Genomic DNA, 20,924 nt, shown 5'->3' on the forward strand with positions numbered 1-20,924 from the left:
AGTCCTACTCCTTTTGAAACCGGCAAAACCGGGCCCGGGCGGAGTATCCATCAAACGTGCAAGACGATCCGCGTCGGACCCTGAAACAAAAAACGACTTGGCTGCTCGAATGCTGGCCATCATAGCCAGAAATGCGTTTTCAATCAATCAGGTCCGGGGATTTCGTGAACCACGTTTCACTTCGGTAACGTAGCCCAGCGCGATTGAGGCAAGGATGCAGCCAGTGAACAGGTACAGACCCCACGCTGTTTCGATCGTTGCGTAGGAAATGCCCTTGGCCAAGGTGATGTAGAGCGCGATGAGGAAGATATCGGCCATGGCCAGCTTGCCCATGATGTTCAGCGCGGGTTGGACACGTGGGTCCAGCAGGTCCCATTGGACCAGCGCGGTGCCGATGGTTTTGATGTACGGGGCGAACAGGGCAAAGACGGTAACGACCAGCGCGAGGAAGATGTCTGATTTCCAGAGGGATTGAAGGCCGGTGATGACGCTGATCTCGCTGAGGCCGAAGATCGGCAGCAGGCCTGCGCGCATCAGCGGGGCGAACCACGCGATGGGGTAGAGGATCAGCAGCGAGAGGGTGGCGAGGCGGAGGGTCATTCGTTCGTCTTCGGTTGCCAACGTCTTTTTTCGACATTCAACTTGGACAAAACAGTATCGGCAATAGCGATAAGTGCGATTGCGTCAGGTAGGCTGTGGCCGCCGAGTATGGGGTATCTGGACATAAACGGTCGATCGTAGACACGGTCAAATAAGTCCACATGAATGTGATGCCGCCGATAAGCTTCTGCTAACTCCTGGATGTCCATGGAGTTGTTTGCTTCCTGGATTTCTTTTGGAACACTTAGATTTTGCAGTTGGGCTTCGATGCGCTTTTCTAGGTCGTAGTCGTCTAGTTTCAGAAAGAGTTTTGAAATGCTGTGAGTTTTAGGTGGAACTGTTGAACGACAAGCAATCAAACCCTTCAATGAAGTTTCAAGAGCTACGCCCAGCAATTGCGAAAGCGGATGAAAAATTAGTGCTAGGTCCCAATGGAATCGGTTCTTGTTTTCGAATTCGGATTCCCACAGAATTTTTGCTGCCTGCAGATACTTCTCAGATATAGCAGCAAAAAGGATAGGGCTCGTCGACTCGCGGTTCTTCCCCAGCTCAGTCACCGCACCGCCTCAATCGGCCCTTCCGCACTCCCACTGATGAACTGCTCGACAAAAGGATCACCCGAGGAATCCATCTGGCTGACCGGACCGGTCCACTGGATCACCCCGTCATGCAGCATCGCCACGTTGTCGGCGATCGCGCGGACGGAACTCATGTCGTGGGTGATGGTCATTGCGGTGGCGCCCATCTCGGTCACGATTTCGCGGATCAGATCGTTAATGACGCCCGACATGATCGGGTCCAGCCCCGTGGTGGGCTCGTCGAAAAAGATGATCTCGGGCTCGGCGGCGATGGCGCGGGCCAGGCCCACGCGTTTCTGCATGCCGCCCGACAGCTCGGAGGGGTACAGATCGGCCACATTGGCGCGCAGGCCGACGCGGCGCAGCTTGTCGATGGCGATCTCGCGGGCCTCGTGTGCCGGGCGCTTGAGCGAGCCGCGCAGCAGACGAAAGGCCACGTTCTGCCAGACGGGCAGGGAATCGAACAGAGCGCCGCCCTGGAACAGCATTCCGAACCGAGCCAGAAAAGCATCGCGGTCGCCGGTTTCGGCATCCTTACCATCGACATAGATCTTGCCGCTGTCGGGCTTGATCAGGCCCAGGATGCATTTCAGCGCCACCGATTTTCCAGTGCCCGACCCCCCGATGATGACCATTGAGGTACCCGTGGGAATTTCCAGGTTCACGCCCCGCAGGACATGGTTGTCGCCAAAGGCCTTGTGTACGTTCTCCAACCGGATCATAGCGAGAAGAACACCCCCGTCAGAACGAAGTTGGCGGCCAGGATCAGCACGGCCGCGGCCTCGACCGAGCTTTTGGTCGCGCGGCCCACGCCCTGGGCGCCACGGCCTGAGTGCATGCCGTAGTAGCAGCCCATGATGGCGGCGATTACCCCGAAGGCCGCCCCTTTGACCAGCGACGACAGAATGTCGAGCGGTTCCAGAAAATCGACCGTATTCTTCAGATAGGCCGCCGGGTTGAAGCCCAGGTTCTGCGTGGCCACGGCATAGCCGCCCGCGATGCCGATGATGTCACCTACCGCCACCAGCACGGGCAGGGTGATTAGCGCGGCCAGAACGCGCGGGGCGGTCAGGTATTTCATCGGGTGGGTCGACAGGGTGACCAGCGCGTCGATCTGCTCGGTCACTTTCATGGTGGCGATTTCGGCCGCGATTGACGAGGTGACGCGGGCGGCGATCATCAGGCCGACCATGACAGGGCCCAGCTCGCGCACCATGCCGATGGCGACGATCTGGGGCACCACGGCCTCGGCATTGAAACGCGCGCCGCCGGCATAGATCTGCAGCGCCAGTGCCCCGCCGGTGAAGATGGTGGTCAGCCCAACGACCGGCAAGGACAGCCAGCCGATGTTCAGCAGGGCCACGCCGAATTCACGCGGGTAGAAGGGCGGGCGAAAGATGTGCGACACCGCATCCAGAGCAAACAGCGCCACGCGGCCGAAGGCGGCCAGCAGGTTCAGGACCGCGCGGCCCAGTTCGCCAAGCCATGCGATCGGGTTCATTCGACGTAGCCCCGCGAATAGCGGCTGCCGAGTGAGGTCAGGATCTCGTACCCGATGGTGCCCGCGGCCTCGGCCAGATCGTCCACCGTCTGGTGGCCGTTGAGAATGCGCAGACGTTCGGGCGTGTGCGGCAGGTCGGTCACGTCGACGGTGATCAGATCCATCGAGATGCGCCCCACGACCGGGCAGGGCAGGTCACCGGCGAAGGTGTCGATGCCGCCGCCGATGGCGCGGTGGAGCCCGTCGGCATAGCCCGCGGCCACCGTGGCGATGCGCGACGGGCGGCGGGCCTTCCAGGTATTGCCATAGCCGACGGTTTCTCCGACGGCCAGATCGCGCACCTGGATTACCGGCAGATCGACGGTGACGACCGGCCTGGCCGCGGCGAAGGGCAGGCCGCCATACAGGCCGATGCCCGGGCGGCACAGATCGAAATGGTATTCAGGGCCCAGCAGCATGCCACCGGTGGCGGCCAGCGACCGGGGGGCCGACACGCCCTCGGTCATGCCCCGGAATGCCTCGAGCTGCTGGCGGTTCATCGGGTGGTCGGGTTCGTCTGCGCAGGCCAGGTGAGACATGACCAGCACCGGGTTCAGTGCCTCGGCCCGGTTGCGCAGGGCGGACCAGTCGGCGGGCTCCAGCCCCAGGCGGTTCATGCCCGTGTCCAGTTGCAGGCCGAACGGATGCACCGGCAGCGCCTGGATGTGGCGCTGGAATTGTTCGGGCGAGTTGAGCAGCGGCACCAGGTCGTGATCGCGCAGCAGATCCGCATCGCCTTCCATGTGGCCGGAAAAAACGAAGATCAGAGGCCCGGGACCGATCGCCCGGCGCACGGCGGCGCCTTCCTCGGCCACGGCAACAAAAAACTTGCGGACGCCTTCCTCGGCCAGCGTGCTGGCAACGGGGCCGGCACCCAGACCGTAGGCGTCGGCCTTGACCACGGCGCCGGTCTCGGCATCGGTTTTGGCGTCCAGCGCTCGCCAGTTTCCGGCCAGCGCGTGAAGGTTGATCGTCAAACGTGCGGTACTCATGATCCGTTCATGACATCGCGCCGCACGAGGTCAAGGGGGAATGCGCCACAAATGAGCGGAATCTCCGCGACTTGGGCAGCATGTGGCCGGGCCGCTCCCAAAGGGGGCGCGTTCGACGGCCACCCGCATTGTTCCCCCATCAGGGTCAAAGCCAGCGAATGACCCCGATCGTTCACATGGTCGACTGAGGAGAGGGGGTCAGTAACCCTCGATCTGGGCGCCCTGCTGCCAGGGTTTGACAAGGTTGCCGAACCGGGTGAACTGCGCCTCGAAGGACAGCTCGACCGTGCCGATGGGACCGTGGCGCTGTTTGCCGACGATGACCTCGGCCTTGCCGTGCAGGCGCTCCATCGCCTGCTTCCATTCTTCCATCTTCTCCAGCTCGTGATCGCCGGGCTTTTCGCGCTCTTTGTAGTACTCTTCGCGGAACACGAACATCACCACGTCGGCGTCCTGCTCGATCGAGCCGGATTCGCGCAGGTCGGACAACTGCGGGCGCTTGTCGTCACGGTTTTCCACCTGACGCGACAACTGCGACAGGGCGATGACGGGGATGTTCAGTTCCTTGGCGATGGCCTTCATGCCCATCGAGATCTCGGCGATCTCGTTCACGCGATTGTCGGACATGCCGCGGCACAGCTGCAGATAGTCGATTACCAGCAGGTCCAGCCCATGCGTCCGCTTGAGCCGACGCGCGCGCGCCGCCAGCTGGCTGATCGGCAGAGCCGGCGTGTCGTCGATGAACAGCGGGCAGGCCTCCAGCGCCTTGGCGGCGTCGACGAAACGGCGGAACTCGTCCTCGGTCATGTCGCCCTGGCGGATCTTGTGGCTGGAAATCTCGGACGCTTCGGCCAGGATCCGCCCCGCCAGCTGCTCGGCGCTCATTTCCAGCGAGAAGAAGCCGACGACGCCGCCATCGACCGCCCCTTCGGTGCCATCGGCACGGATTCCGCGCTTGTAGGCCTTGGCCACGTTGAAGGCGATGTTGGTCGCCAGCGAGGTTTTTCCCATCGACGGCCGCCCCGCAAGGATGATCAGGTCGGACGGATGCAACCCGCCCAGCTGCTTGTCCAGATCGATCAGCCCGGTCGAGATCCCGGCCATGCCGCCGCCGCGCTGATAGGCTTCGTTGGTGACGTTCACCGCCTCGGTCACGGCCTTGAGGAAGGACTTGAACCCTTGTTCGGTCTGGCCCTGCTCAGACAGCTGGTACAGCTTCTGCTCGGCTTCGACGATCTGTTCCTTGGGTTCGCTGGCCACATCGACCCGCGCCGCTTTGTCCGAGATGTCGCGACCCAGCCGGATCAGCTCGCGCCGGATCGCCAGGTCATAGATCATCTGGGCATAGTCATGCACGGCAAAGGCGCTGATCGAGGCGCCGGCCAGCTTGACCAGATAGGCCGGACCGCCCAGTTCCTTAAGGCCTTCGTCCTCGGCCAAAAAGGATTTCAGCGTCACCGGCGAGGCCAGTGCGTTCTTGGCGATGCGCGCGGCGGCGACTTCATAAATACGGGCATGGACCGGGTCATAGAAATGCTCGGGCCCGATGATCGAGGCGACCCTGTCATACAGGTCGTTGTTGGTCAGGATCGCGCCAAGAAGCTGCTGTTCGGCTTCGATGGAATGCGGCATGGTCTCGGCGTTCTGAATCTGCGCCGCTGCCTGCTCGATACTGCTGATTTCGTTCATTTCGTCCCCGCTGCCTGTCCCGAGGTTCTACACGCAGACCCGCTGTTCAAGCTATCTGGAAATACCTGTGGCTAACTGCGGGTAAAGCCATGGGATAACTTTCCAGACCGTTTGGATGTTATCTTGATTGTCGCCTATTATGTAGGAAACGGTGAAAAAGTCACCAGATATCGCGGTGACTGGGCTGATTCCCTCACAGTTATCCCCATCTCATCCACATCTGACCTAAGACTGTTTGTTGGCCTCCTGCCAGCCGCGCGGGTCGTTCAGGAAGGCTTCGACCCCGTCAAGTGTTTCCGCATCAAAGGCTTGCTGCGCCTTGGCCTCGGCCAGAACGTCCCACCAGGTGCACAGGTGGTGCAACTGCACGCCGTGATCGCCCAGCGTCTTTTCGGTTTCGGGAAAGATGCCATAATAGAAGATCACCGCCGTATGTGCGCAGGTGGCGCCGGTTTCGCGGATCGCGTCCACGAAGGACAGTTTCGAGCCGCCATCGGTGGTCAGGTCCTCGACCAGCAGCACGCGCTGGCCTTCGGTCATGGTCCCTTCGATCCGGGCGTTGCGGCCATAGCCCTTGGGCTTCTTGCGCACATAGGTCATCGGCAGGGCCATGCGTTCGGCCACCATCGCGGCGAAGGGGATGCCCGCGGTTTCACCGCCGGCGATGTTGTCGAAGGCTTCGAACCCGGCATTCCGCATGACTGTGACCGTCAGGAAATCCATCAGGGTCGACCGGATGCGCGGGTACGAGATCAGCTTGCGGCAATCGATATAGGTGGGGCTGGGCAGGCCACTGGCCAGCGTGAACGGCTCACGCGCGTTGAAATGCACCGCCTTGATCTCCAGCAGCATCCGCGCGGTCAGGCGGGCGATTTCCGTGCTGTCGGGAAAGGAACTGGGGATCATGGCGGGACCTCGGTGCTGAAATGACGTTGCGGGCTGATAGCCTGCCGACCGGCCCGATGTCGAGAGGGGTTGGCGCAAAAGAAAAGCGGACCTCGCAAGAGGTCCGCTTGATGCCCGGATGGGCAGTTGAGGCAGCCAAGGTGGGCTTAGCTGCTCATGTCATAGGCCCGTTCGCCGTGGACCGACAGATCGAGCCCGTTCGTCTCGGTCTCGGCGTCTACGCGAAGCGGGGTGACAAGCGCAACCACCTTGATCAGCACAAATGTGACAACTGACGTAAAGGCACCCACGATCACCAGCCCGCCCAGCTGTGCGGTCCAAGCGCCCAGGCCGAAGACGGCGATCATGATGGTGCCGAAAATGCCGCCCACGCCATGCACGGCGAACACGTCCAGCGTATCGTCGATGTTCAGCACGTTGCGGACCACGTTCACCGCCTCTTGGCACAGGATGCCGGCGACCGCGCCGATGATCAGCGCCTGAACCGGATCGACATAACCCGAGGCCGGAGTGATCGAGGCCAGACCCGCGATGGTCCCGGTGACCAGACCGACCAGCGAGGCCTTGCCATACTTGATCCGCTCCCACAGCGCCCAGCTGAGCGATGCGGTGGCGGCCGAGATATGGGTGACCGTCAGCGCCATGGCCGCGCCGCCATCCGCGGCCAGTTGCGAGCCGCCGTTGAAGCCGAACCAGCCGACCCACAGCATCGCGGCCCCGATCATGACGAATCCGGGGTTGTGCGGCGGGGTTGTGCGGTTCTTACGCGGCCCCAGGACCCAAGCGATGATCAGAGCGGCCAGACCGGCGGTTTCGTGCACCACGATTCCACCGGCGAAATCGCGCACGCCGATTTCACCTAGAATGCCGCCATCGGTCAGGATTCCTCCGCCCCAGATCCAATGAACCACCGGCGCATAGCACAGCAGCATCCACAGGCCCGAGAAGACTAGCACGAAGCCAAAGCCCACGCGCTCCACATAGGCGCCGACGATCAGGGCCGGGGTTATGATGGCAAAGGTCATCTGGAAGGCAAAGAACAGCACCTCGGGCAGGGTGCCCGACAGGCTGTCGGCATCGACGCCGTTCAAAAACGCCTTGCCCAGCCCGCCCCACAGGCCCGAACCGCCGTCGCCGAAGGCGATCGAGTAACCCGCGACCAGCCACAGGATGCTCATCAGGCAGGCGATCGCGAAGCAGTGCATGAAAACGCTCAGCACGTTGCGGGCGCGCACCAGCCCGCCATAGAACAGGGCCAGGCCCGGCAAGGTCATGAACAGGACCAGCGCCGTCGCGACGATGATCCAGGCGGTATCGGCTCCGTTCATTGGGCCGTTCTCCTCTTTCCTGAAGCTGCGCCAAGGGGCGCGGTGTGAGTGACGTGCCGTGGGTTCAACCGAACGGACGCCGAGGAAAAAAGAGGCAGGGTGCAAAAAAGATGCCTGTTTTGGCGCCCTTTTTCCAAGTGGTGACAAAAAGTGCGCCTTTTTTGGACAAGTGTCGAAAAATTAGGCGAGTTCGGAAAGCCCGTTTTCCAGCAGTTTCAGCGCATGATCCCGCGCCGCGCGTCGGACATTGGCGCGGCCTGCGGCGCCGAACTCTACGGTTTCGGTCAGGGTAGGGCGGTCGTTGACGGCGAGGCCGAAACAGACCCGGCCCTCGGGCTTGAACTCGGACCCGCCGGGCCCCGCGATGCCGGTGATCGAGACTGCAAGCTGCGCCTGAGAATGCGCCAGCGCACCCTCGACCATCTCGCGGGCGACCTCTTCAGAGACGGCACCATGGGCCGCCAAGGTCTCGGCGCGCACGCCCAGCATGTCCTGTTTGGCGGCGTTGGTATAGGTGACGAAGCCTCGGTCAACCACGGCCGAACTTCCAGGAATGTCGGTCAGCGCGGCGGCGACCATACCGCCCGTGCAGCTTTCGGCGGTGGCGATCATGACGTTCAGCGCCTTGGCGCGGTCGAGCAGTTCGGCGACGGTCATAGGCCCAGTACTCCGTGTGCTATCCCGGCCAGGATCAGAACGCCCACGGCCGCGAACGCGCCCGCGATCACGTCGTCCAGCATCACGCCCAAGGGGTCGCCGCGCCGGTCGGCCCAGCCGATGGGGCCGGGTTTGGTGATGTCGAACAGGCGGAACAGTAAAAACGCGGCGATCCAGCCCGGCCACAGGGCGGTGACCGCGATGTCATGCGCCCAGGCTGGATAGGACACGGCCCAGATGGAGATGAATTGGCCCGCGACCTCGTCGGCGACGATCTCCGAGGGGTCGTGATCGTCCTGCCCGGCAGTCATGACGCCGGTGGCCCAAGTGCCGGCCAGAAAGACGGCGACGGTTGCGACGACCAGCAGCGGGAAGCCGCCCAGCAGGTGCAGCGCCAAGGCCAGCGGCAGTGCGGCCAGCGAGCCCCAGGTGCCGGGGGCAGGGCGCAGATATCCGACCCCGCCGACGGTTCCGATCAGGCGCGCCAAGGTCATGGTTTCACCAGACAGGCGGTCGCGAGGGCGGCGATGCCTTCCTTGCGGCCGGTAAAGCCCAGCCGCTCGGACGTGGTGGCCTTGATCGACACGCAGTCGGCCTCCAACCCCATGATTTCACTCATTTTTTGCCGCATCGCCGCGGCGTGCGGGTCGATCTTGGGGTATTCGCAGACCAGCGTGCAGTCGATGTTCGAGATACGAAAGCCCATGCGCGTGGCCAGATCCACCGCATGGCGCAGAAAGATCTCGCTGGCGGCGCCTTTCCACTGCGGGTCGGACGGGGGGAAGTGCTGGCCGATATCGCCCTGCGCCAGCGCGCCATAGATCGCGTCGGTGACGGCGTGCATGCCAACATCCGCGTCGGAATGGCCCTGCAGCCCCCGATCATGCGGGACCTCGACGCCGCACAGGATAACGTGATCGCCCGGCCCGAACCGGTGCACGTCATATCCGTTGCCCAGCCTTACATCCATGTCTGACCTCAATATCCGTTCAGCCCGGGCAAAATCCTCGGGCCGTGTGATTTTCAGATTGTCCGCGTCGCCCGGCACGATGGCCACGTTGATCCCGGCGGCCCGGGCAACCTCGACATCATCAGCGGCCCCGCCGGAGTGCGCCGCATGAGCGGCCACGATTGCGTCATAGCGGAACCCCTGCGGTGTCTGCGCGGCAAACAGGCCCGCGCGATCTCGGGTACCCGTTACTTGGTCGTCGGCCCCGGTCCACAGCGCATCGGTCACCGGCAGCCCAGGTGCCGCGGCGGCGTGGGTGTCGAGGGCCGCCAGCACGTCAACAATGACCCGCGCGCTGACACAGGGTCGGGCCACGTCATGGATGAGAACCTTGCTGACGCTGCGATCAGCCAGTGCTTGCAAGCCGTTGCGCACGGATTCGGCCCGGTCGGCGCCGCCGGGCGCAAGGATCAGGCCGCTGTCGGCGAATTCCGTCCAGGCCGCGGGGTCGTCGGGAGACAGGACCAGCACGACCAGTGACACCTGCGCCTTGATCCGTTCGATCGTCCAGTCGGCCACACGCCGCCCGGCCAAAGGGCGCCATTGCTTGGGCTGGCCTCCTCCGGCGCGAAGGCCGCGCCCGGCGGCGACGATGATGGCGGCGGTTGTCATGTTTGTGTTTCCGAACTTCGCTTGGCTCCCGTGTTTAGGCGGCGGTGAAAGCAGAGGCAATCACTCGCGGTAGTCTGATTAAAAATTGTGCACATGATGATTTTGCGGGCTTGCGGGCCGTGGTTTTATTGTTCATACGCGCCGAATTCGATATGAAAGCCGCGAATGCTCAAGGATTAGGCACGTTGACGCTGCGCATTGCCGAGAAAATTGTGACCCCGCCGGTTTTGCTGGCGCCGATGGCCGGAATCACCGACCGGCCCTTTCGCGACCTCGTCATGCGGTTCGGTGCCGGGATGGTGGTCAGCGAGATGGTCGCCAGCCAGGAGATGGTGCAGGCCAAGCCGGGCGTGCGCGAACGGGCCGAGCTGTCGGCTGATGTGGAAAACACTGTCGTACAGCTGGCCGGGCGCGACGCCTATTGGATGGCCGAGGCCGCGCGGCAGGTCGCCGATCGGGGCGCGCGGGTGATCGACATCAACATGGGCTGCCCGGCCAAGAAGGTGACGAACGGCTATTCCGGCTCGGCCCTGCTGAAGACGCCCGACCACGCCCTGACCCTTATCGAGGCGGTCGTGGGCGCGGTGGACGTTCCGGTGACTCTCAAGACCCGGCTGGGGTGGGACGACACGCTGCTGAACGCGCCGGACGTGGCGCGGCGGGCGCAGGAGGCCGGCGTTCAGATGGTGACGATCCACGGGCGCACGCGCTGTCAGTTCTACAAGGGCGAGGCGGATTGGGCCGCGATCCGCGCGGTCAAAGAGTCTGTCAGCATTCCGGTTGTGGCCAATGGCGACATCACCAGCCCCAGACGTGCGCAGACAGCGCTGGAGCGGTCGGGTGCGGATGGCGTCATGGTGGGCCGTGGAGCGCAGGGCAAACCGTGGCTGCTTGCGCAGATCGCGCACGAGCTGTGGGGGACACCGGCGCCAGAAGTTCCCGAAGGTGACGATCTGGCCGACATGGTGCGGTTGCATTACGAGGCGATGCTTGGGTTCTATGGCGCCGATCTGGGGCTACGCGTCGCGCGCAAGCATCTGGGCTGGTACATGGACGAGGCCAGAACGCCGGCGTCTCTGCGCCGCGCGGTCCTGACCTCGCGCGATCCTAACGTGGTTCTGCGTCTGATCGGCGACGCGTTGACGGAAAATGCCGAGGTGGCAGCATGATTTCGGATCAGGTCATCTGGGCTTCTCTGCCGGTTCCGGCCTTCATTATCGACCCCGAGGATCGCATCGCCGATATCAATTCCTCGGGTGAGGGGTTTCTGAACGCCTCACGCAAATCGGTGGTCGGGCATCCGGTCTGGGACCAGATCGCCGTGGACGCGCCGTTGGAAGAGGCTTTCACGCGCGCCCGCCAGCAGGGCACGCCGCTGTTCGTGAATGATGTGGACGTGGGTTCGGGCAATCGCGCGCCGCTGCAATGCGCGTTGCAGATCGCGCCGCTGCTGGGGCATCCGGGGTCCATGATCATGATCGTCTCGCCGCGCGAACTGGCCAGCCGCATGACCCGCGGCAACACGGTCAAATCGGCGGCACAGTCGGCGATCGGCATGGCCGAGATGCTGGCCCACGAAATCAAGAACCCGCTGGCCGGGATCACCGGTGCTGCGCAGTTGTTGAGCATGAATATCGGCCCACAAGACCTTGAACTTACAGATCTTATCGTGGCCGAAAGCCGCCGGATCGTGAAGCTCCTCGAACAGGTCGAGCAGTTCGGAAACCTCTCGCGCCCCGACTTCAAGCCGGTCAACATCCACGATGTTCTGGACCGCGCGCGCCGCTCGGCGCTGCTGGGCTTTGGAGCCGACATGACCATCATCGAGGATTACGACCCCTCGTTGCCACTGGCTTATGGTGACCCGGATCAGTTGCTGCAGGTGGTTCTGAACCTGCTCAAGAACGCGTCCGAGGCGGCCGGTCCCGAGGGCGGGACGATCCGCCTGCACACTTATTTCGAACATTCCTTCCGTCTGCGGCGCAGTGATGGGTCGGGCCACTCGCTGCCGCTGCAGATCGAGATCATCGATGATGGCCCGGGCCTGCCCGAGGACATCCGCAGCGACATTTTCGACCCGTTCGTATCCGGCAAGGAAAACGGGACCGGGCTGGGTTTGGCGCTGGTCAGCAAGATCGTGTCCGACCACGACGGTTGGATCACGGCCGAGTCGGTGCCGGGGCGGACGGTCTTCCGGCTGTCGCTGCGCCGCGCGCCGCGCGAGGCAGGGCAGGACAAAGAATAATCAAGGAGAACACCAGATGGATGGCACGGTACTGGTTGCAGATGATGACAGAACGATCCGGACGGTTCTGACCCAGGCCCTGACGCGGGCGGGCTGCAAGGTGCATGCGACCTCGTCCCTGACAACGCTGATGCGTTGGGTCGGCGAGGGCAAGGGCGACGTGGTGATCTCGGATGTGGTCATGCCTGATGGCAACGGGCTGGAAATGCTGCCCAAGATCGCGCAGGACCGGCCGGGCCTGCCGGTGATCGTGATCTCGGCTCAGAACACGATCATGACGGCGATCCAGGCGGCCGAGGCGGATGCCTATGACTATCTGCCCAAGCCGTTCGACCTGCCGGACCTGATGAAGCGCACCGCCCGCGCGCTCGAGCGCAAGCAGCGCGCACGGTCCGAGCCGGATACGCCGAGCGAAGAGCGCCCCGACGATTTGCCGCTGGTCGGTCGTACCCCGGCGATGCAGGCACTGTACCGTCTGGTCGCGCGGGTGATGAATACGGATCTGTCGGTGCTGATCTCGGGCGAGAGCGGCACCGGCAAATCGTTGATCGCGCGGGCTATTCACGATTTCTCGGACCGGCGCACGCTGCCCTTTGTAACGGCTGCCGCCGCGGATCTGAGCGACCTTGAAGGCCCCGCGCGCGTCATGGCGCGGGTACGCGGCGGGACCCTTCTGTTCGACGAGATCGGCGATCTGGACGACGAGATCCAAGCCCGTATCGTGCGGATGATGGATACGCCCGGCGATCACGTTCCGCGTTTCATGGCCACCAGCCAGACCGACCTGACTGAGGCGATGGAACGCGGCCAGATCCGGCAGGACTTGTATTACCGCCTGTGCGGGGCCACGATCCAAGTGCCCGCCCTGCGCGAGCGCGTCGACGACATCCCGCTGCTGGCAGAGCATTTTCTGGCTCGGGACGAGCGAGACACTGGTGTGAAACGCTGGCTTGGGCCCGAGGCGCTTGAACTGGTGCGCCGCTATTCCTGGCCGGGCAACGTGCGACAGCTGGAAAACGCCATCCGACGGCTGAGCCTGACCAGCCGGTCTGACGAGATCACCAAGGCCGAGGTCGAGGCGGTTCTGGGCAGCCAGCCCGAGGCCGAGCCTCTGTTGGGCGGGGGAGAGCGCGAAAAGCTGTCGTCGTCGGTCGCGCGCCATCTGCGGCGGTATTTCGACCTGCACGGGAACATGCTTCCGCCGCCGGGCCTGTACCAGCGCATCCTGCGCGAGGTCGAGGCGCCGCTGATCGAAATCGCGCTGGAGGCAACGGGCGGAAACCAGGCGAAATGCGCCGATCTTTTGGGGATCAACCGGAATACGCTGCGCAAAAAAATCACCGATCTCGATATTCAGGTGACACGTCGCCGCAAACTGATGTAATATCGCCACACAAACCGTGGCATCCGGGCATGCGACAGGCAAGGACCACGACATATGGCGGTAAGTCGCGCAAGCGGCACATCAGGATGAGGGCAGATGGTGGCAACCCGGGCACAGAACCGGCCGATGATTGTCCTAGATCGGTGGCGGAAGTCCCGAAAGTTGCGCAATTTCGGCACGTTGGGCTTGGTGGTTCTGGGGCCGGCCCTGGCCTTGGCGACCTATCTGGTGATCGGGCCGTTCGACCTGGGCGCGACCGCTCCGTCGCTGCGGCTGATCCTTCTGGCAGATCTGGTGTACGTTCTTGTCGTGGCGGCGCTGGTGCTCAGCCAGTTGGGCCGCTTGGTCGCCGCTCGGCGTGCGAAATCGGCGGGGTCCCGCCTGCACCTGCGGCTGATCGGCGCCTTCACGCTGCTTGCGCTGGTGCCTACGGTGATCGTGGCGATCTTTGCCGGCTTGACGGTGAATATCGGGCTCGAGGGCTGGTTCTCGGACCGGGTGCGGCAGGTGGTGGGCTCGTCGCTGGCGGCGGCCGAAGCCTATGAGCAGGAGCACCGACAGGGCCTGACGCAGGATGCGCTTGTGCTGGCCCGGTTTCTGGACAATGCGCGGTCGCTGGATTTCTTCATCTCGGATGGCGAACTGCGCGAGGTATTGGCGCAGGGGCAGGCCCAGATCCAACGCGGCCTGCGCGAAGCTTATGTCATCGACGGCAGCGGCGAAATCCGGGCTCGGGGCGACCGGTCCTATCTGTTCAATTATGAACGACCGACTCCGCAGCAGTTCGACCAGGCGCGCGCGCAGGGCCATCTGGTCATCGCCGACTGGCCCAACAACGAGTTCCGCGCGCTGGTCCCGTTGGAGGCCTTCCCCGACCGGTACCTGTACGTTAGCCGCGCGGTGGACGGGCGGTTGTTGACGCTGCTGGACGATACCAAGGAAACCGCCCAGTTCTACCAACAGCTCGAACGCGAGCGGGGCCGGGTTCTGTTCGAGTTTGGCTTGCTGTATCTGGGCTTTGCGCTGATCCTGATCCTGGCGGCGGTGTCGCTGGGCATGTGGTTTGCCGAACGTCTGTCGCGGCCTGTCGGGCGGCTGACCACCGCCGCGCAACGGGTCGGGGCCGGTGATCTGGACGTGCAGGTCATCGAAGAGTCCAGCGATGACGAGATTTCCATGCTGGGCCGCTATTTCAACCAGATGACCCGGCAGTTGAAGGCGCAGCGGGACACGTTGCTGGAAAACACCCGCCAGATCGAAAGCCGACGGCGGTTGTTCGATTCGGTACTCAGCTCGGTCACGTCGGGTGTCGTAGGAGTCGATTCCGACGGGCGGGTGACATTCGTGAACCGGTCGGCCGAACGGCTGCTGGACTGGTCCGGCAGCGACCAGCATCCGCCGATCGGCATTGCCGTGCCTGAATTTCTGCCATTGTTCGAGAAATTGAAGGAAGGCGCGCAGGAGGCCGTTCAGGGCGAGGTCAAGGTGATCCGCAAGGGGCGGTTGGAGAACCTGTTGGTGCGAATGGCCACGCGCCGGGGCGAGGATGGCCGCCTTGAAGGGTATGTGGTGGCGTTTGACGACGTGACTGACCTGGTCAGCGCTCAGCGGATGGCGGCCTGGGGCGACGTGGCCCGTCGGATCGCGCATGAGATCAAGAACCCGCTGACCCCAATCCAGCTGAGTGCCGAGCGCATCAAACGCAAGTTTGCCCGCAAGCTGGAGCCCGAGGACAGCGCCACGCTGGAATCCATGACCGACGTGATCGTGCGCCAGACCAACGACCTGCGCCGGATCGTGGACGAGTTCTCGAAGTTCGCGCGGATGCCCGAACCGGACCGGCGCCAGGAGGATGTCGTCAACCTGGTCAGCGAGGCGGTCTTGCTGCAACAGGCCGGGCAGCCGGATGTCGAGATCACGGCCGATCTGCCGGATCAGCCGGTGCTGGCCGACGTCGATGCGACCATGCTGAGCCAGGCCTTGACGAACTTGATCAAAAATGCCGGCGAAGCGATTGAAACACTGAAAGAAAAAGGGGCCCCCGAGAACCTGATGCCGCAGATCCGAGTCGTGGTGCTAACGGTTGATGACGGGGTTCAGATCACCATCGCGGACAACGGGATCGGTCTGCCCGAGGATCGGGCCAAGCTTTTCGAACCCTATGTGACCACCCGCGACGAGGGGACGGGTCTGGGCCTGCCCATCGTCAAAAAGATCATTGAAGAACACGGCGGTTCGCTGACCCTCGAGGATGCCCCCGTGTTCGCCGGACAGGACCATTTTGGCGCGATGGCCGTGATCCGCTTGCCGTTGACCGACGCGGTCCCAGGCGCAGCGCCGCAGAAACAGGCAATAATAACCAACTCACTGAAAGCAGGCCAAAGATGAGCGACATTCTGATCGTAGATGACGAACGCGATATTCGCGAACTTGTGTCCGACATTCTGGAGGACGAAGGATACACCACCCGGCTGGCCGCAAACTCGGACGAATGCATGAACGCAATCAACGCCGAGCCGCCGGGGTTGTTGATCCTGGATATCTGGCTCAAGGACAGTCGGATGGACGGCATCGACATCCTGAAGGCGGTCAGGCGCGACAATCCCGACATTCCGGTGGTTATCATCTCGGGGCACGGCAACATCGAAATCGCCGTCGCCGCGATCAAGCAGGGCGCTTATGACTTCATCGAAAAGCCCTTCAACATCGACCAGTTGATGGTGGTTATCCGCCGTGCCATGGAGACCTCGCGCCTGCGCCGCGAGAACGCCTCGCTCAAGCGCAATGAGGTCAGCAGTTCCGAGATGATCGGCAGTTCGGCCGCGTTCCGCGCCATGGTGGCCCAGTTGGACAAGGTGACCAAGTCGAACGGTCGGGTGATGCTGCGCGGCCCGGCCGGGTCGGGCAAGGAGATCGCCGCGCGCTACATCCACGCTCATTCCAATCGCGCCAACGCCCCCTTCGTGACCGTGAATTGTGCCGGGATCGAACCCGAGCGCGTGGAAGAGGTTCTGTTCGGCCGCGAGTCGCCGGAACGCGGCATCGAATCCGGTCTTCTCGAACAGGCGCATGGCGGTGTGATCTATTTCGACGAAGTCGCCGACATGCCTTTGGGCACGCAGTCCAAGATTTTGCGGGTGCTGGTGGATCAGCAGTTCCAGCGCGTCGGCGGCAGCGACAAGGTGCGGGTCGATCTTCGGGTGATCTCGTCGACCAACCGCGACCTCGAGGCCGAGATCGCGGCCGAGCGGTTCCGCGAAGAGCTATACCACCGTCTGAACGTGGTTCCGATCGCGGTGCCGTCGCTGGAAGATCGGCGGGAGGATATCCCGGTTCTGGCCCGTCATTTCATCCAGATCTGCAACGAGACCCAGGGCCTGCCCGTTCGCGAGTTGTCGGACGAGGCGGTGGCGCTGCTGCAGACCATGAGCTGGCCCGGAAACGTGCGACAGCTGAAAAACCTGGTCGAGCGAGTGTTGATCCTAGGTGATGGCAGCGGTCCCATCGAGGCGCGCGAACTGCCCAGCGACGAAGACAAGAGCGAAGAGCCGGGCCGCGTGGTGCTGTCGGGCGCGCTGGCAACCTTGCCCCTGCGCGAGGCGCGCGAGGCGTTCGAACGTGAATACCTGCTGACCCAGATCAACCGGTTCGGCGGCAATATCAGCCGCACGGCCAGCTTTGTGGGGATGGAGCGCAGCGCGCTGCACCGCAAGCTGAAGTCGCTGGGTGTGGTCACCTCAAGCAAATCCGGCGCCCGGGTGGCACGGGTGGATGAACCCGAACCGGCCGAGTGACGGGCGGCTTGCCTGCGGGGGTGAATGCCCCTGCGGCGCATGCGCGAACCGGTGTCGTCCCTGTCAGGGCGTGATGATCTGGAAGGATCCGTCGTCGAATTTGACATAGCAGGCGCTGCCGGTCAGCGGTGGCAGGGTGGTAGTCCGCTGGGGTGCAACTCCGCGTTTCTGGCTCTGCTTGCAGGGCGGCAGGCTGACCGGCCGGTATCCGTTGCGCGCCATGCATTGCGCCTCGACCGTGTCGCGTAGGCCCTTGTTTGCATCCACGGTGTAGACCCGCCCCGGCTCCCACCAACCGGCCGAGCGATAGCAACGTCCGCGGCCATCGCAATAGGTCTGGCCCGGCCAGTAGACCGGCGGAGATTGACGCACCTGGTTGGCCACGGGCACCTTGTTCAGCGCCGCGACCTGGCATTCGGTGGTATCGGCCTGCATACGCGTCACGCTCGCGCCTTCGCGATAATACATCGACAGGGGACCGCAGGCGGCCACGGCAAGCAGGATCAGACAGCTGAGCAAGACGGTCTTCATGCCTCGATCTTGCATCACGGATAAGGTCATGACAATTCAATTGACCGTATTCGGGGCATCTGTCATTCAAAACGCTCAGGCAGAAGGGCCAAGGGAATGAAGGTCATCATTTGCGGCGCCGGCCAGGTCGGCTGGCAGATCGCGCGGCACCTGTCGGGCGAATTGAACGACGTAACCGTCGTGGACAACAACCCGGATTTGGTGCGCCGGGCGATCGAGACGCTGGACGTGCAGGGTGTCTCGGGCTTCGCCAGCTATCCCGACATACTCGAGCAGGCCGGGGCGCGGGACGCCGACATGATCATCGCCGCCACCCATTCTGACGAGGTGAACATGGTCACCTGCCAGATGGCGCATTCGGTGTTCTCGATCCAGCGCAAGATTGCGCGGCTGCGTGCGAAATCCTATCTCGAAGCGATCCACCGCGATCTGTACCGGCGCGACCATCTGCCCATCGACGTGGTGATCAGCCCCGAGCGCGAAGTGGCCGCCGCGGCCATGCGGCGCCTGTCGGCGCCGGCAGCCTTCGACACCGAGCTGTTCATGGACGGCATGGCGCAACTGCTGGGCATCCGGCTGGATGAAGAATGCCCCATCGTGAACACCCCTTTGCGTCAGTTGACCGATCTGTTCTCGACTCTCAGCGCGATTGTGGTGGGGGTGCGGCGCGACGGCACGCTGTTTGCGCCGGAATCCGAAGATCAGCTGTTCGTGGGCGACGAATGCTACGTCTTTACCCACGTCAAGGACGTCGACCGCACGATGGAGGTCTTCGGCAAAACGCAGAAAAAGCAGGACCGCGTGGTCATCGTCGGTGGCGGCAATGTCGGGCTCGAGGTTGCGCGCACGCTGGAAGAGCGCGAGGGTCGGATCCGGGCCAAGGTGATCGAGCGCGATCGGCGCTGCGCCGAGAAGGCCGCCGAGGCGTTGGAGCGCACGATCGTTCTGAATGGCGACGGTCTGGATGCCGCGTTGCTGCGCGAGGCCGGGATCGAGCGGGCCGACGCCATGCTGGCCGTCACCGATGACGACCGGACCAACATGTTGTCGGCGGTGCGCGCCAAGGCCGAGGGTTGTCCGCTGGCGATTGCGCTGATCAACGATCCCAGCATGGCGGCCTTGACCGGCCCGTTGGGGATCGACGCCTATATCAACCCGCGCGCAACCACGGTCAGTTCGATCCTGCGCCACATCCGGCATGGCCGCGTGCGGCAGGTCTATTCGATCGGCGACGCCGAGGCCGAGGTGATTGAGGCCGAGGTCCTGTCGACCTCGCCGCTTGCCGGGCAGAAACTGCGCGACATCGCTTTCCCCGAAGGTGTACTGGTCGGCGCATTGCGCCGCGGCGACGAGGTGCTGCGGCCGTCCGGCGCTCTGCGGATCGAGGAAAAGGATGTGCTTGCGATTTTCGCCATGGCCAGTGACGTACCCGAGGTCGAACGCCTGTTGCAGGTGTCGATCGATTTCTTCTGATGGCCGTCGCGCGCACCGGACGGATCGGCGTTTTTCAGCGCTTGCCCCTGTTCCTGCTGATCTGGGGGGTCGCGTCGCTGGCGATGTGGATTCCGGCGATCTATGCGTTGGCACTGAACGACCATCACACGTCGCAGTCCTTTTTCTATTCCGGCCTGATCGGGGTGTTTCTGGTGTCGATCATCGGATTGGCCCTGTCCAATCGGCGGCCGCGCAGGGGCACGTTGGGCCAACTGGCGGTGCTGTTCGCCACGCTGACCGTGCTGCCGGTCTTTCTGGCGGTGCCAATGCATGACGCGCTGGGGAACACGCGCTTTCTGAATGCCTATTTCGACATGGTCAGTGCCGTGACGACCACCGGAGCCGATCTTTTCAGTGATCCCGGCCGCCTGTCGGCCCCGGTGCATCTGTGGCGTGCGCTGGTCGGCTGGATGGGCGGGCTGCTGATGTGGGTCTCTGCGGCGGCCATCCTTGCACCTCTGTCTCTGGGCGGGTTCGAGATCACCGCACGCGGTGAACCGGGGCGGCCGGTCTCGGGCGTGGCGCAGAGCGAACTGGCCGATCCCCGCGGCCGGCTGTTTCGCGTGGCTCGAACCCTGACACCGGTTTATGCGGGGCTGACGGCCGTGATTTGGATCCTGCTGCTGATCGCGGACGAACAGGGTCTGACGGCGATTTGCCATGCGATGTCAATCATGGCGACGTCGGGGATTTCACCCGTTGGTGGCCTGGAAGGATCAACCGCGGGGATCACGGGCGAGGCCATCCTGTTCCTGTTTCTGTTTTTCGCTCTGTCGCGGTTGACCTTTTCGACCGATACGGCGGTTTCCGGTCATAGCCGTCTCGACAAGGACCCCGAGTTCCGCATTGGCCTGCTGATCGTGGTTGCGGTCGCGGCCTTGCTGGTGTTCCGGGCCTTGGCCGGCATGGCCGAGATAGGAGGCCAGGCCACCGGGTTGCAGGTTTTGAACGTGATCTGGGGCATGCTGTTCACGGTGCTGTCCTTCCTGACGACCGCCGGGTTCGAAAGTTCCTATTGGAACGATGCACAGCAGTTGTCGGGCCTGGGGACGCCGGGGCTGGTTTTGATGGGGCTGGCGCTGATCGGTGGCGGTGTGGCCACGACTGCGGGCGGGGTCAAGCTGTTGCGGGTCTATGCGCTGTATCTGAACGGCGCGCGCGAGTTGGACCGCCTGATCCATCCGTCTTCGGTCAGCGGCGCGGGGGCGGGCAATCGCCGCATCCAAAGCCAGGGCGCTTACATCGCGTGGATCTTCCTAATGATCTTTGCCTTGGCGCTGGCGGTCTTCGACGTTCTGCTGGCCGCCGAAGGGGTGGGCTTCGAGCAGGCCATGGTTCTGAGCGTCGCCGCGCTGAGCACGACGGGCCCGCTGATCGAACTGGCAACGGACGTGCCGTTGCGGCTGATCGATCTGTCGGCGGGGGCCAAACTGTCACTGTGTGCCGCGATGGTGATCGGGCGGCTGGAAACGCTGGCGATCATCGCGCTGATCACGCCCAGCCTGTGGCGCGATTGAAGCGCTTCGGGTTACTGCCTGATTTTTCATCTGGAATATCTGTTCGTG

At 63.4% G+C, this 20,924-nt stretch carries 19 protein-coding genes; 7 read left to right on the forward strand and 12 right to left on the reverse strand.

Features of this window, described 5'->3' with window-relative positions; genetic code table 11:
- Positions 1 to 147: 147 nt before the first annotated feature.
- From AC2FMD_RS06620 to AC2FMD_RS06670, 11 genes are all read right to left on the reverse strand, one after another.
- Positions 148 to 600: a paraquat-inducible protein A gene (locus AC2FMD_RS06620; RefSeq protein WP_496678072.1), complete on the reverse strand. Its 453-nt coding sequence runs from the start codon at positions 598 to 600 to the stop codon at positions 148 to 150.
- Complete coding sequence (locus AC2FMD_RS06625) at positions 597 to 1,157, reverse strand: HEPN domain-containing protein (RefSeq protein ID WP_496686248.1); 561 nt, start codon at positions 1,155 to 1,157, stop codon at positions 597 to 599. Before AC2FMD_RS06625 ends, AC2FMD_RS06620 begins: the two co-directional genes overlap by 4 nt.
- Entirely contained in the window at positions 1,154 to 1,900 is a 747-nt protein-coding gene (locus tag AC2FMD_RS06630; RefSeq protein ID WP_496740641.1) for an ABC transporter ATP-binding protein, read from the reverse strand. Before AC2FMD_RS06630 ends, AC2FMD_RS06625 begins: the two co-directional genes overlap by 4 nt.
- On the reverse strand, positions 1,897 to 2,679 hold the full coding sequence (locus AC2FMD_RS06635; RefSeq protein ID WP_149774500.1) for an MlaE family ABC transporter permease: 783 nt from the start codon (positions 2,677 to 2,679) through the stop codon (positions 1,897 to 1,899). The genes AC2FMD_RS06630 and AC2FMD_RS06635 overlap by 4 nt, the downstream gene beginning before the upstream one ends.
- On the reverse strand, positions 2,676 to 3,710 hold the full coding sequence (gene alr, locus AC2FMD_RS06640; protein WP_496686245.1) for an alanine racemase: 1,035 nt from the start codon (positions 3,708 to 3,710) through the stop codon (positions 2,676 to 2,678). Before alr ends, AC2FMD_RS06635 begins: the two co-directional genes overlap by 4 nt.
- 198 nt (positions 3,711 to 3,908) lie before the next feature.
- Positions 3,909 to 5,399 (reverse strand): replicative DNA helicase, encoded by a 1,491-nt coding sequence (locus AC2FMD_RS06645; RefSeq protein ID WP_496678081.1) that lies wholly within the window; start codon positions 5,397 to 5,399, stop codon positions 3,909 to 3,911.
- A 225-nt stretch (positions 5,400 to 5,624) separates the two neighbouring features.
- Entirely contained in the window at positions 5,625 to 6,305 is a 681-nt protein-coding gene (locus AC2FMD_RS06650) for an orotate phosphoribosyltransferase (protein ID WP_496686243.1), read from the reverse strand.
- Positions 6,306 to 6,451: 146 nt separating this feature from the next.
- Entirely contained in the window at positions 6,452 to 7,633 is a 1,182-nt protein-coding gene (locus AC2FMD_RS06655) for an ammonium transporter (RefSeq protein ID WP_496678084.1), read from the reverse strand.
- Between the two features lie 180 nt (positions 7,634 to 7,813).
- A complete protein-coding gene (locus AC2FMD_RS06660; protein WP_496712862.1) occupies positions 7,814 to 8,290 on the reverse strand; it encodes a CinA family protein in 477 nt (158 codons plus the stop codon).
- Complete coding sequence (locus AC2FMD_RS06665; protein WP_496740634.1) at positions 8,287 to 8,784, reverse strand: phosphatidylglycerophosphatase A family protein; 498 nt, start codon at positions 8,782 to 8,784, stop codon at positions 8,287 to 8,289. Before AC2FMD_RS06665 ends, AC2FMD_RS06660 begins: the two co-directional genes overlap by 4 nt.
- Entirely contained in the window at positions 8,781 to 9,911 is a 1,131-nt protein-coding gene (locus AC2FMD_RS06670) for a bifunctional 2-C-methyl-D-erythritol 4-phosphate cytidylyltransferase/2-C-methyl-D-erythritol 2,4-cyclodiphosphate synthase (protein ID WP_496740631.1), read from the reverse strand. Before AC2FMD_RS06670 ends, AC2FMD_RS06665 begins: the two co-directional genes overlap by 4 nt.
- A 152-nt stretch (positions 9,912 to 10,063) precedes the next feature.
- On the opposite strand from AC2FMD_RS06670, the gene dusB reads away from it, so the two are divergent.
- The 5 genes from dusB to ntrX all read left to right on the forward strand — a co-directional run bounded on the left by dusB (position 10,064) and on the right by ntrX (position 17,334).
- Entirely contained in the window at positions 10,064 to 11,080 is a 1,017-nt protein-coding gene (gene dusB, locus AC2FMD_RS06675; RefSeq protein ID WP_496794817.1) for a tRNA dihydrouridine synthase DusB, read from the forward strand.
- The gene (locus AC2FMD_RS06680; RefSeq protein ID WP_496740628.1) at positions 11,077 to 12,156 is read left to right on the forward strand and encodes a two-component system sensor histidine kinase NtrB; all 1,080 of its coding nucleotides are present in this window, start codon (positions 11,077 to 11,079) and stop codon (positions 12,154 to 12,156) included. The genes dusB and AC2FMD_RS06680 overlap by 4 nt, the downstream gene beginning before the upstream one ends.
- A 16-nt stretch (positions 12,157 to 12,172) precedes the next feature.
- Positions 12,173 to 13,540, forward strand: coding sequence for a response regulator (locus AC2FMD_RS06685; RefSeq protein WP_496678096.1), 1,368 nt, complete (start codon positions 12,173 to 12,175; stop codon positions 13,538 to 13,540).
- A gap of 96 nt (positions 13,541 to 13,636) precedes the next feature.
- The gene (locus tag AC2FMD_RS06690; protein ID WP_496740627.1) at positions 13,637 to 15,928 is read left to right on the forward strand and encodes a sensor histidine kinase NtrY-like; all 2,292 of its coding nucleotides are present in this window, start codon (positions 13,637 to 13,639) and stop codon (positions 15,926 to 15,928) included.
- The gene (ntrX, locus tag AC2FMD_RS06695; RefSeq protein ID WP_496678099.1) at positions 15,925 to 17,334 is read left to right on the forward strand and encodes a nitrogen assimilation response regulator NtrX; all 1,410 of its coding nucleotides are present in this window, start codon (positions 15,925 to 15,927) and stop codon (positions 17,332 to 17,334) included. Before AC2FMD_RS06690 ends, ntrX begins: the two co-directional genes overlap by 4 nt.
- A gap of 63 nt (positions 17,335 to 17,397) precedes the next feature.
- On the opposite strand, the gene AC2FMD_RS06700 is transcribed toward ntrX, so the two are convergent.
- On the reverse strand, positions 17,398 to 17,865 hold the full coding sequence (locus tag AC2FMD_RS06700) for a hypothetical protein (protein ID WP_496678100.1): 468 nt from the start codon (positions 17,863 to 17,865) through the stop codon (positions 17,398 to 17,400).
- A 96-nt stretch (positions 17,866 to 17,961) separates the two neighbouring features.
- Here AC2FMD_RS06700 and trkA point away from each other — a divergent pair, with 96 nt between their 5' ends.
- Positions 17,962 to 19,338: a Trk system potassium transporter TrkA gene (trkA, locus tag AC2FMD_RS06705; RefSeq protein WP_496711421.1), complete on the forward strand. Its 1,377-nt coding sequence runs from the start codon at positions 17,962 to 17,964 to the stop codon at positions 19,336 to 19,338.
- Positions 19,338 to 20,876: a TrkH family potassium uptake protein gene (locus AC2FMD_RS06710; RefSeq protein WP_496711420.1), complete on the forward strand. Its 1,539-nt coding sequence runs from the start codon at positions 19,338 to 19,340 to the stop codon at positions 20,874 to 20,876. Before trkA ends, AC2FMD_RS06710 begins: the two co-directional genes overlap by 1 nt.
- Positions 20,877 to 20,924 lie beyond the last annotated feature (48 nt).

The organism is Ruegeria sp. BHSC276, from assembly GCF_059612945.1.